Here is a 12,928-nt window from a genome sequence, read left to right as displayed (position 1 = left end):
CTACGAGGTAGCATGAAAATGGCAGTATTATGGCGCACGAAACGGTCTCTTAGTCCGCATAAAGATGACTATCACCTTCCACCAAAGGAGTCACAATGTTAACGGTGATTCTTCGCGATCTTCGTCCCCATCCTGCTGCACAATCAAGACGTTGTACGCCACCGCACAGAACAGGGAATTCAGTCGGTTCATGTCTCCGAGTAAGCTCAAATGGAGCGAACTGGTTTCCAGACTCTGTACGTTGTGCTGATGTAAGCGATCGACATGCGCATGGGCATAGCGGCGGTTCATAATGCGGAAGCGGTGTTTAGCACGGCGCAAACGTTTCGCACTGGTGACGTCCTCTGACAGGAAGACCGACAGCCCCAGACGCAGATTCGCCAGCAACTGTTCATGCAGTTGATTCAACTCTTCCAGTCCCTGTGCGGAAAACGCCATGCGTACACCGGATGAATGATTGGCAATGTCATCAGCCATGCGTTCGATAATATCTCCCGCTTGTTCCAGATTCAGCGCCACTTCGATAACTTCTGCCCAGCGCCGAGAATCCCGTTCATCCAACCCGTCTTTCTGAATCTGCGCCAGATAGAGCTTAATCGCGGTATAAAGGATATCAACATCATCATCAAGCCGACGAATCTCCCGCCGCTGCATATGGTCGCCCTGCAAGACTTCACGGTACAAACGCAGCATCTGCTCCAGCACATCGCCAATTCGCAGCGTTTCTCGCGCGGCATTGGTTAGCGCCAGCGCAGGGGTATCCAGTGAACTGGTATCCAGATGACGAGGCTTCATCTGGAGATCAACCTGCGGCGAGTCAGCAATCATCGCGCACGACAGGCGCGCCACCACGCCGGTAAGCGGAATCAGCAGCAGGCAACGAATCAGGTTGTAGAACAGGTGGAAGTAGATCACCAACTCTTCAGCGCTTAACGGAATGCGCGTCAGCCAGCGCGAAAGCGGCTCAACCAGAGGCAGCACGACCAAACAGCCTATGAGCTTGAACAGCATACTGCCGAGCGCCACGCGTCGGCCTGCCGCATTCTGCGTCGAGGTGCTCATCATCGTCAGTAATCCGCTACCCAGATTGGCACCGATGACCAGACACATCGCCACTTCCAGCGAGATCACGCCACTTGCCGTCAAGGTTGCCGTCAACAGCACCGCCGCCAGGCTGGAATAGGTAATCACCGCAAACAGCGCGCCAGCCAGGGCGTCCAGCATGACGTCGCCCGTCAATGACGAAAACAGTACCTTCACGCCCGATGTTTGTGTGATCGGAGCCGCAGCAACGACAATCATTTCCAGCGCCAGCAAAATCAGCCCCAGTCCAATCGCCACGCGACCAATCTGGCCGACTCGCATTTGTTTACGGCTGAGGAAAAATACCACGCCAAAAAAAATCAGCAGCGGAGAAAGCCAGGACAGATCGAACGTCAGAATTCGCACCATCAGTGCCGTACCGACATCCGCCCCAAGAATAATTACCAGCGCAGGGGTTAATGCCACCAGCCCCTGTGAGACAAAAGAGGTGGTCAGCAAAGCAGTCGCATTGCTGCTCTGCACCAGCGCGGTTACGCCAATCCCGGCCATAAAAGCCAACGGTTTTTTCTCAACGCTATCGCTGAGAACCCGTCGTAACTGGGTGCCATAAACCCGCATGATACCGGTACGCACAATGTGAGTGCCCCACACCAGTAACGCAATCGCAGAGAGGAGATTCAGCAGTGTTAACAAAAAGTCCGCGCCTCCAGTTAAATCATGTGTTGGGAAATACACAGTATTGGTGAATACGGTGTATTGATGAGGTAATGAACAACCATCTTACCAGATGTTGGCGGGCGGTACTGCGAGGCAACCCGCGTCAGAGAAAAATCACGTAACATCAATTAATGATTAAAGTTAATTAACTCACAATATTTAAAAAACAGAATCCAAATCAATAAGCCGACAATTTCACCTCACGTCTTTTCCGGTTAACGCTATGCTCTTTTTATCTCTATAACTCTTATGGGTTATATGCTTAGAAAACTTTAAGCATGCTTAATATTTAGCAAATTGAGTACGTTAGCGTATGCCCTACAATCCTTCTGACTTTTTAGTAAGGAAAATGGATGAAGACCAAAACCTCGTATGGACTAAACTGGTTCCCACTGATCGTTATTCTTGCCATCGCCGCTTTTTTTTGGCAAATGGAACCCCCAACAGGCTTAAACCCCGCCGCCTGGCACTCTGCCGTCATCTTCGTGGCTACAATCGTTTGTATTGTTGCTAACGTTCTCCCAATTGGCGCGATCGGTATTATCAGTATTACGCTCTTTGCCCTGACGTACGCCGCGGGAGATAAAACGGCCAGCGGCGCGATACAAACGGCTCTCAGCGATCTGAACAGCTCGCTGATCTGGCTGATTGTTGTCGCCTTCATGATCGCACGCGGCTTTATCAAAACGGGGCTGGGTCGCCGTATCGCCTTGCAGATGATCCGTCTGCTAGGAAAACGGACTCTCGGACTAGCTTACGGTCTGGCCTTTGCCGATCTGGTGCTTTCTCCCGCGATGCCGAGCAACACCGCACGCTGCGGCGGGATTATTTATCCGATTGCCGATTCGCTGTCGCGTAGCTTTGATTCCAAGCCGGAAGACGCGTCGCGCAGTAAGATTGGGACCTTCCTGATTACCTGTATCGGTAACGTTAACGACGTGACGGCGGCGCTGTTTATGACCGCCTACACCGGCAACCTGCTGGCGGTGAAGCTCGCGGCCAACGCAGGCGTTACCATTACCTGGGGAAGCTGGTTTCTGGCGGCGCTCGTCCCCTGCCTAATCTCTCTGGCGGTGGTTCCGCTGCTCGTCTATTGGCTGACCAAACCGGAAATTCGCCATACGCCGAATGCGCCAAAGCTGGCCGTCGCAGAGTTGGAAAAGATGGGTAGCATGAGCCGTGGTGAGTGGCTCATGGCCTTCACCGTTATCCTGCTGCTGGTACTGTGGATTTTTGGCGACCGCTTAGGTGTGGATGCAACAACCGCCTCATTCGTCGGACTTTCCTTTCTGCTGTTAACTGGCGTACTCAGCTGGGAAGACGTGAAGAGCGAGAAAGGTGCCTGGGATACGCTGATTTGGTTTGCTGCCCTGCTGATGATGGCAAACCAGTTGAAAAAGCTTGGCTTCACTAACTGGTTCGGCGATCTCATCGGCAGCAACATTGGCCATTTGATGCAGGGAACAAGCTGGGTATTGGTGCTGCTACTGCTGAATGCGGCCTATTTCTACACCCACTATTTCTTCGCTAGCGGCAATGCGCAGATCGCCGCACTTTTTGCGGTGTTCCTCGGTGTCGGGATCAACCTGAACATTCCAGCAGTGCCGATGGCGTTCATGCTGGCATTTACCAGTAGCCTGTACTGCTCGCTGACGCAATATACTCATGCTCGCGGCCCCATTCTGTTCGGTGCTGGCTACGTGCCCACTGCCGTCTGGTGGCGCACTGGCTTTGTCGTCAGTCTGGTGAATCAGGCGATCTTTATGGGAGCGGGTCTATTGTGGTGGAAAGTGATTGGCCTGTATTAACCGTTCGCTAGTTATTATGTGAAAAAGCCGGGTTCCCCCGGCTTTTTCATTTTATCGCCACAAACACACGATCAGAACGAATAAGAAACGCTGCCGACTACGCTGCGCTCTGCTCCGAAGTAACAGAACTCCAGTGAGTTACAGGCCGCTACATAGCGTTTATCGGTCAGGTTGTTGACGTTAAGCTGCGCACTCAGCCCTTTCAGACCCACTTTCGAGAGGTCGTATCCTACCGCCATATCCACCAGCGTATAGGAAGGCAGCGTATGGGTGTTGGCGCGATCTGAGGTCACACCGTTCACGTAACGCACGCCGGAGCCAATGGTCACGCCATCCAGCGGACCGCTTTTCACATCATAGCTGGCCCAGGCGCTGGCCTGATTGCGTGGCGCGTATACGGCACGTTTTCCTTGCTCAGCCACGCTGCTTTTCTTATAGCGAATATCCGTATAGGTATAAGCCGCTTGCAGACGCAGATTATCGGTAATATGGTTCACCGCCTCCAGCTCTACCCCTTCCGATTCGATTTCACCAACGGAGCGGTAAGGATCGTTAGGCTGAACTTTCGTGGCGACATTTTTCTGATTAATACGGAAGACCGACAGACTGTACTGATCCTGAGAGCCTTCCGGCTGATACTTCATCCCCGCTTCCCACTGTTTACCTTTCATCGGCTCCAGCACGTTGCCGTTATCATCAGCGAAGCTGGTCGGCGTAAAGGCCGTAGAATAGCTGACATACGGTGCAAAACCGTTATCAAACAGATAGAGCAAGGCCGCACGCGAACTAAAGTTGTTTTTATCAAGTTCACTATGTGTGCCATTGGTATGGTTAACGTGGGTTACTTTCACCCGATCGTGGCGACCGCCCAGCGTTAAGCGCCAGCGCTCCCAGCTCATTTGATCTTGTAGATAGATCCCCGTCTGTTGCAGTTTATGTTTTTCCAACGTGTTGGACATTGCGGTTGGGCCTGAACCGTAAACAGGGTTAAATGCGTCGATTGCCGGGAAGGAGCCAGACGGCCAGTCTACGTCATTATGGCGTTGCTGATAGTCGATCCCCACCAGCAGGCGATGATTTACTGCGCCCGTATCCACATTGCCATCAAGCTGATTATCTAACGTTAACGCAGACAGCGATTCACGGGAACCGGAGTAGTAGCGAGTCAGTGTATCCGCGCTCGGCTGCGTCCAGCCATAGGCGTAGACCTGATCTAAATGGACTTTAGTGCGCAGGTAACGCAGCTTCTGACGCACCGCCCAACCGCTATCGAAGCCATGCTCAAAGTTGTATCCCACCATGTTTTGCTTACGGTCATATTTCTCATAATTCTCTTCCCCTTCATAGAAGGTGTTCGAGATTTTCCGCCCGTTATGCGCCACCACGGTGCCTTCATACGGTAGACCTGAGTGGCTACCACCTTCAGGATCGCGTTGCAGGTAAGCCATTAATTCCAGACGTGTCTTGTCGGAAATCCGCCACAGCAGGCTAGGTGCGATCGCATAACGCTCTTCTTTGGTCTTTTTGAACTGCGTATCAGCTTCGCGCACAATTCCGCCCAGACGGAACGCAAACCGCTCGTCATCGTCCAGCGGACCGGTAACGTCAAATGCTGCGCCACGCTGCGCATTATTGCCCGCAAACAGTTTGATCTGGCCGCTGCGGTCGAACGACGGCTGACGAGAATTCAGCGCCACAATCCCGCCAGGCGAGGAACGTCCATAGAGTACAGACGCGGGGCCTCTAACCACTTCAATGCTGTCAAGAAACCAGGGATCGACCACCAGCGAGCTATGAGAGTTGGTATCCCCCATCATCTTCAGTCCGTCGAGATAAACGTTATCCAGACTGCCGTCAGAAAAGCCACGCAGCACCATATAATCAAAGCGGTTAGAAGCACCGATCTGATTATTGAACACGCCCGGTGTATAGCCGACCGCCTGCCGAACGCTGGTCGCCCCTTGTTCCTGAATTTGATCGCGCGTAATGATAGAAACGGCCTGAGGAGTCTCAATATCGGGCGTTTCCAACTTGGTTGCACCGCGTTGTGTTTGAGACGTCACGACTAGCGTATCGCCCTGAGAAGAAGAGGATGGCGTATCCTGCGCGAGTGCCGACACAGTAAATCCACTGGTGAAACAGCCAACCACCAGCGCCAGCCGCGTTTTTCTGAACATGGGAATCTCCACAGACCTTATTATTGTAAATAAGAATTATTACTGTTTTTGGTCTGGCGATAGCTATGCGCAGTGACAGCTTACGTATGCGCAATGACAAAATGGGAACTCAGCGGAAAGACGCCAACCGGGAAGCAAAGTGGCAATATTTGGCGTAAACGAGGATCAATACATTGATTAAGAAAGGAAGGACTAGCTGGCGATGCGCGCATCGCTCGGTGCAATACCGTAACGTCGCCGGAAAGCAGTCGCAAAGTTGGTGGCATGTTGGTAGCCCGACATCCAGGCGGCCTGTTGAACGCTATATCCTTGCGCCAGATAGCGCCGGGATAGCTCCAGCCGGCAGTCGCGCAGGTAGTCAAAGACGGAATGACCATATGCCTGACGAAACTTGGTGCGTAAACTGCTGGTGCTCATCGCGGCCATCTGCGCCAGTTCATTGAGCGTGTACTCTTTTTCAGGCTGTTGTGCCAGACGTCGCCGAACATTCTCCAGCCGATCCTGTTCGCCGGGCGGGGGCAATATGCGCCGCTCTTCCCCACATTGGCCAAATGACAGACCATGCCCCAGCAGTTGTAGCATCACGCCTTCCAGCATGAGCTGGCGCGACAAACCTGGCAGGGTATTTTCCAGAGCATGTTGCAAACCAGACAACAAGTAGCCAGGAACCTGCCATAAAAATGTCGGATTACCGCTCTGCTCCCATTCGTTCAACAACAAACCCAACAGCGGTTCCAAAGCAGAAGTCGCGGGAAAAATTCCCAAAGACACGGTACGAAGATGGTGGTCCGCAAGATGGCTAGCGTTCATGACGAGCGGATCACCCAGCCGGGTGCTAAATGCCATACCAGACCGCACGACAAACTCTTTACCGTTCAGGCGCAGCGCGACACACCCTTCCAGCACCACCAGCGTATAAAACGGGCAGCAGTGTAAAGACGTGGATTCGTAAGGCTGCAACACGCGCACGTTCGAGTTCGTCAGACAAATACCGGAGGATAACGTCATCTCTTCGACATCGCCCTGCACCACGATACGCTTTTCTTTCGTGCGATCGCGGCACGATGACAGCTGCGGGAAATGGTAATCAATCCCGTAACGTTCACCGATATCGAAGAAATCCTCGATGGAAAAAAGCCGTTTTAACATGAGCCTGGAAGATACCCTCATCCTGTTTAACGCCCAGAATCAGGCCTGAGATTAGCGGAACTCGCGTGACACGGCGATGTACGCGCTACAGAAATCGTTATCCACCTTAGCATTGCGCGGCAAACGCATCAATAAGACTGATAACTATTCTCATTAAATTCAAAGAAAACCATTTTCACCCAGTCGTTATCGAATCAGCCCCTGCCGTATAATTTCTGCGTATACAAAAGGAGAGTGCTTTTCAAGATAACGAAGCGAGCAATCTTCTAAATGATAATCGGTAAAGTGGCGTGTTCGCATTTTACGGTGCTCTGGGCTGTCCAACCTCAGACGAGATATTGTCGACTCTGCCTGCGTAGCATACAGAGAACCTTCGGGATAAATCGCATAATTAGGGCTAATTTCACCCGATGCGAAATTAATCACAAAGGTATCTGGCTGCAAATTGATGGGATCCAATACGTCATCAAAGAGATTTTTGTTGCGATTTGGCCCCAATGCGCTTAGACGATAATTGCTCCATTCATAGGCATCACCCGCGTTATGGGATTTAGCGACGAAATGATCGGTAGAGGACGCCCCTGTCACCCACTCAAAATAAATCGCCAAATAAGCACAGACACCGCTGTAAGATTCCCAAAGCGAGTAATTGCTGTGCGTCCAGTAGTTAGGTAAATCCGAAGCCTTTGGCGGTGGTGCGTTAAGAGCGATCCCCTCTTTACTCAACCAGTTATGTCCTTTCTGACGCACCTCAACCTCAAAATCATCAGGCTCCGCCTGTAACACCACCGGAATCATCTTTGCGTCCTTTTTTTATATTCTTATCCTGAACAACCCCGGCCTTGCTATCGCGGATCGCTCTCCAGCGAAACAAAAACTCATCTTTTGCATCCAGTGCCATTAGCAGACGCTGATGCATCGCATCCAGCTCGCTGTCAGATGCGGTTGCCTTACCGAGCAATTTGGCAGCTTTTTCCACTAACTTTTCATACTCAAGCGGCCTGCTGCTTTTTAAATCAAATGCGTCACTGGTTAACCAATTTGCCGCATCACCGTATTTCTTGAATTGGCGCTGCACAAGCGCAACCACACCATCGTGAAAATCCAGATCGAACCAGGCATCCTGCTTGTCATCAAATAACGGTTCTACTGACGTCATCACCAATGGGGAGTGCGTGGTAGTAATCAATTGCACCTGCGCTTTGGCGTTCAGCTTTCCAACCACTTTCAGCAACGCCGGAACAATGCTCCTCTGCCAACTTGGGTGAAGATGGGATTCAACTTCATCAACGAGGAACGTAATTTGAGGGCTCACTTCCTCTCCCAGGAACTTCGCAGCTTTCTGGTGTTCTTCCCATGCCCATACCAAAAAGTAGGCAAGAGCCAAAACACGGCGCATTCCTGAAGAAGCATGGAGTATCGGCACATCTTTTTGATAAGGCATCCTAAGCGTCGGGATTTCACGTACATCGTCAAGGCTAATACGCGTCAGCTCTCCCAATGAAAGGGCTTCCGTTGTTGAAGGAGATAATACTTTTAGCACCGAGTTAAAATGTTCAAGCGCCGCGCCTTTTCCTTGCTGCCAGCTGGCGATATCACGAATCAACCCGTTACAAAGCCAGGAACGTTCCTCACCCGGCAAACCATCCCACACTTCCGTTGGGCTTAATACATAAGCAGGAACCCGATCCTGCACATCAATACCTTCCTGCGTATTCCAATAATTACGATGCGGATCCCACACGGCAAAACTGCCATCCACCATGGCATAAAGAACCAAACCTGGGTTAGCAGGACGACCCGCTCGCCCCGTCCAACTTTGTTCACGCCGCGCAAACGTACTTTTGTAATGGCTCTCGTAACGTTCAGTCTTGACCTTGCCTGCAAATGAAAAAGCAATACTGGCCTCTTCTCCTGTAAGGGTCGAGGCAGGCAACGCTTTTCTTCCTGCAGTGAGCTTAGGGTTAATTTCCGCGGGCCATCTGCGCGTGAGCGACCACCAGACAATATCAAGTAAAAAACTTTTACCTAAACCATTGTCGCCCGTTAGCAAGTTAAGCCGGCTGCCAAATGTGAGATGCATCGTGCTGGCAGGCCCAACATTAGCCATGCTGAGATCGTGGATCATCTCACCTCCTTATTTAGATTCATGAGTAATCTTCACCTTAATCCGCATCATAACCCAGATTTGGCGCGAGCCAGCGTTCGACTTCGCTCACATCCATGCCTGTGCGCACCGCGTAATCCTCTACCTGATCGCGTTGAATTTGCGCGACGGCAAAGTATTTGCTGTCAGGGTGGCTGAAATACCAGCCGGATACCGACGCGCCCGGCCACATGGCGTAGGATTCGGTTAGCTTCATGCCAGTATGCTTTTCCACATCCAGCAACTGCCAGATTTGTACTTTCTCCGTGTGGTCTGGACAAGCCGGATAGCCCGGTGCGGGACGAACGCCCTGATAATTTTCACGAATCAGCAGCTCATTACTGAGGTTCTCATTCGGCGCATAGCCCCAGTAAACCTTTCGTACGCGCTCATGCAAGTATTCCGCAAAGGCTTCCGCCAGACGGTCAGAAATCGCCTTCACCATGATCTTGTTGTAATCATCGTGCTGCGCTTCCCACAGATCCGCCAACGTATCCTCTTCTAGCCCGCCAGTCACCGCAAAGGCACCCAGATAATCCGGCTTGCCGCTGGATTTCGGTGCCACGAAATCAGACAGGCAGTAGTTCGGGAAGTCAGTTTTTTCCGTCTGTTGACGCAGATGATGGCTGACTGACAGCACCGTTTCGCGCCGTTCATCAGTATAAATCACTACGTCATCCCCCACGCGGTTCGCCGGGAATAGGCCAACCACGCCACGAGGGTTCAGCGCACCGCGCGCAGACAAACCGTCCAGCATCGCATTAGCATCGGCAAACAATCGCTTAGCCTCTTCACCCACCACTTCATCTTCCAAAATACGGGGATATTTCCCCGCCAGCGACCAAGTCATAAAGAATGGCGTCCAGTCGATGTAGTTGCGCAGTGTTTCGATGTTAGCCGTTACCGCCTGCACGCCCAGCCGATGCGCAACCGGTGGCGTGTAGTTTTCCCAATCCAGATCCGAGGCATTAGCACGAGCGGTCTCCAGCGTCACGGGCGGCGTTCTTGGCTTTTTACGCGCATGCTGAATACGTACGGTGTCGTATTCTTTGCGGGTACGCGCAACAAAGTCGTCATACTGTGTGCTGGACAGTAAAGCCGATACCACACCGACAGAGCGTGAGGCATTCTGCACGTAGACCGTCGGGCCGCTGTAGTTCTGCTCAATCTTCACGGCGGTATGCGCTTTAGAGGTCGTCGCGCCGCCAATCAACAGCGGCAGCGTAAAGCCCTGACGCTCCATCTCTTTCGCCACGTTGACCATTTCATCCAGCGACGGCGTAATCAGGCCGGACAGCCCGATGATATCGACATTCTCTTCACGCGCGGTCTTCAGGATTTTATCCGTCGGCACCATCACGCCCAGATCGATAATTTCGTAGTTGTTACATTGCAGCACCACGCCGACAATATTCTTACCGATGTCGTGAACGTCGCCTTTTACCGTCGCCAGCAGGATTTTCCCAGCAGACGAGCCTTTGTCTTTGCTGGCATCAATGTAGGGTTCGAGGTAAGCCACCGCCTGCTTCATCACGCGCGCGGATTTCACTACCTGCGGCAAAAACATTTTGCCTGCACCGAATAGGTCGCCGACCACGTTCATGCCGTCCATCAACGGACCCTCGATCACCTCGATCGGTCGTGACGCCTGCTGACGCGCTTCTTCCGTATCCAGCTCGATAAACTCGGTAATGCCTTTAACCAGCGAATACTCCAGACGCTTCTTAACGTCCCAGCCGCGCCACTCTGCCTGCGTTTTACTGCCTTCATCTTCTGTTTTGCTACCGCGATATTTTTCCGCCAGTTCGAGCATGCGCTCGGTAGCATCGCTGCGACGGTTAAGGATCACATCCTCAACCGCATCACGCAGCTCAGCAGGAAGATCGTCATAGATCGCCAACTGACTGGCGTTCACGATCCCCATGTCCATACCATTGCGGATCGCGTAATACAGGAAGACGGCGTGGATCGCCTCACGCACCAGATCGTTGCCACGGAATGAAAATGACACGTTGGACACGCCGCCGGAGATCATCGCATGCGGCAACTGCGCCTTAATGTCTGCACAGGCTTCGATGAAATCCACCGCGTAGTTGTTGTGCTCGTCGATCCCCGTTGCCACAGCGAAAATATTCGGGTCGAAAATAATATCTTCTGGCGGGAAGCCGACGTCTTCCGTGAGGATGCGATACGCCCGGCGACAAATTTCAATTTTACGCGCGCGGGTATCCGCCTGCCCGACTTCATCGAAGGCCATCACGACCACGGCGGCACCATAGCGCCGCACCAGCTTAGCGTGATGGACAAAGGCTTCAACGCCCTCCTTCATGGAGATCGAGTTAACAATGCCTTTGCCCTGAATACATTTAAGCCCTTTCTCAACCACATCCCATTTTGAGGAGTCGATCATAATCGGCACACGGGCAATATCAGGCTCACCGGCGATCAGATTCAGGAAGCGGATCATCGCCGCTTCCGCATCCAGCATGCCTTCATCCATATTGATGTCGATGATCTGCGCGCCGCTTTCCACCTGCTGGCGGGCGACATCCAGCGCTTCGTTATATTTCTCTTCTTTGATCAGACGTTTAAAACGCGCAGAACCGGTAACGTTCGTCCGTTCGCCTACGTTAACAAACAGGGTGTTGGCATCGATGGTCAGTGGTTCAAGGCCGGATAAACGACAAGCCACCGGGATCTCCGGCAGCTTGCGCGGCGGCACACCGTCCACGACTTTCACCATCGCGGCAATGTGTGCAGGCGTCGATCCACAGCAGCCGCCGACGATATTCAGGAAACCCGATCGCGCCCATTCTCCGATATGTTTCGCCATATCAGCAGGATCCAGATCGTATTCTCCGAAGGCGTTAGGCAGCCCCGCATTTGGATGTGCGCTCACATAGCATTCTGAAATACGTGATAGCTCGGCGACATACTGGCGTAGCTCATCCGGCCCCAATGCACAGTTCAGGCCGAAGGACAGTGGGCGGGAATGACGCAGGGAGTTATAAAAGGCTTCCGTGGTTTGGCCGGATAACGTACGTCCTGACGCATCCGTGATCGTGCCAGAAATCATCACGGGCAATACGATCCCTAACGCCTCAAATTCACTTTCGACGGCAAAACTCGCCGCTTTAGCATTCAACGTATCGAAAATGGTTTCGATCATGATCAGATCGACGCCACCGGCGATCAGTGCGCGAGTGGATTCACGATACGCTTCGACCAACTGATCAAAACTGACGTTACGAAACGCTGGATCGTTAACATCGGGGGAGATCGACGCAGTGCGGTTCGTCGGGCCAAGCACACCGGCTACATAGCGCGGCTTATCCGGCGTTAATGCTGTCCATTTGTCTGCGCTGGAACGCGCCAACTGGGCGGCGACGGTATTGATTTCCGCCGACAGCGATTCCATATCATAGTCCGCCATCGCGATGGTGGTGGAGTTGAAGGTGTTGGTTTCGAGAATATCGGCACCGGCTTCCAGATAGGCATCATGGATTTCACTAATCACCTGCGGCCTGGTCAGCACCAGCAGATCGTTATTTCCTTTCACATCGCTCGGCCAGTCAGCAAAGCGCTCGCCGCGATAATCTGCTTCCTGCAGGCGATAACCCTGGATCATGGTACCCATACCACCATCCAGCACCATAATGCGTTGCGCCAACTGACGCCGCAATTCATCTACCCGATTACTCACGCGAACCCCATTCCCGGCTAATAAATACGATACGTTGTGTCTATACCCAAAATAATCCGAGTTGCAAGAAGGCGGCAATCGCACAAATCCCCAGGAGCTTACATAAGTAAGTGACTGGGGTGAGTAAGAGAAGCCAACGCACATGCAGCTTGGAGTATGACGGGTATATCCTAGCATAAGTTAT

General features: G+C 52.4%; 7 protein-coding genes. 1 reads left to right on the top strand and 6 read right to left on the bottom strand.

Features of this window, described 5'->3' with window-relative positions; genetic code table 11:
- Positions 1–90: 90 nt before the first annotated feature.
- Entirely contained in the window at positions 91–1,737 is a 1,647-nt protein-coding gene (locus tag DUT67_RS02560; protein ID WP_113633202.1) for a Na/Pi cotransporter family protein, read from the bottom strand.
- Between the two features lie 377 nt (positions 1,738–2,114).
- Here DUT67_RS02560 and DUT67_RS02555 point away from each other — a divergent pair, with 377 nt between their 5' ends.
- A complete protein-coding gene (locus tag DUT67_RS02555; protein WP_048262632.1) occupies positions 2,115–3,569 on the top strand; it encodes a DASS family sodium-coupled anion symporter in 1,455 nt (484 codons plus the stop codon).
- 71 nt (positions 3,570–3,640) lie between these two features.
- Here the strand turns inward: DUT67_RS02555 and DUT67_RS02550 are convergent, their stop codons facing one another.
- The 5 genes from DUT67_RS02550 to metH all read right to left on the bottom strand — a co-directional run bounded on the left by DUT67_RS02550 (position 3,641) and on the right by metH (position 12,696).
- Positions 3,641–5,746 (bottom strand): TonB-dependent siderophore receptor, encoded by a 2,106-nt coding sequence (locus DUT67_RS02550; RefSeq protein WP_113627939.1) that lies wholly within the window; start codon positions 5,744–5,746, stop codon positions 3,641–3,643.
- 192 nt (positions 5,747–5,938) lie between these two features.
- Positions 5,939–6,895 (bottom strand): helix-turn-helix transcriptional regulator, encoded by a 957-nt coding sequence (locus tag DUT67_RS02545; RefSeq protein WP_113627940.1) that lies wholly within the window; start codon positions 6,893–6,895, stop codon positions 5,939–5,941.
- Between the two features lie 186 nt (positions 6,896–7,081).
- Positions 7,082–7,693 carry a hypothetical protein gene (locus DUT67_RS02540; RefSeq protein WP_113627941.1) on the bottom strand — a complete coding sequence of 204 codons (612 nt, stop codon included), beginning with the start codon at positions 7,691–7,693 and terminating at the stop codon, positions 7,082–7,084.
- On the bottom strand, positions 7,662–9,023 hold the full coding sequence (locus DUT67_RS02535) for an AAA family ATPase (RefSeq protein WP_113627942.1): 1,362 nt from the start codon (positions 9,021–9,023) through the stop codon (positions 7,662–7,664). Before DUT67_RS02535 ends, DUT67_RS02540 begins: the two co-directional genes overlap by 32 nt.
- Before the next feature lie 37 nt (positions 9,024–9,060).
- Positions 9,061–12,696, bottom strand: coding sequence for a methionine synthase (gene metH, locus DUT67_RS02530; RefSeq protein WP_368350132.1), 3,636 nt, complete (start codon positions 12,694–12,696; stop codon positions 9,061–9,063).
- Between the last annotated feature and the right edge of the window lie 232 nt (positions 12,697–12,928).

The sequence above is a fragment of the Pectobacterium peruviense genome (assembly GCF_003312355.2).
Taxonomy (GTDB): domain Bacteria; phylum Pseudomonadota; class Gammaproteobacteria; order Enterobacterales; family Enterobacteriaceae; genus Pectobacterium; species Pectobacterium peruviense.
This window is presented reverse-complemented; position numbering and strand designations above follow the sequence as displayed.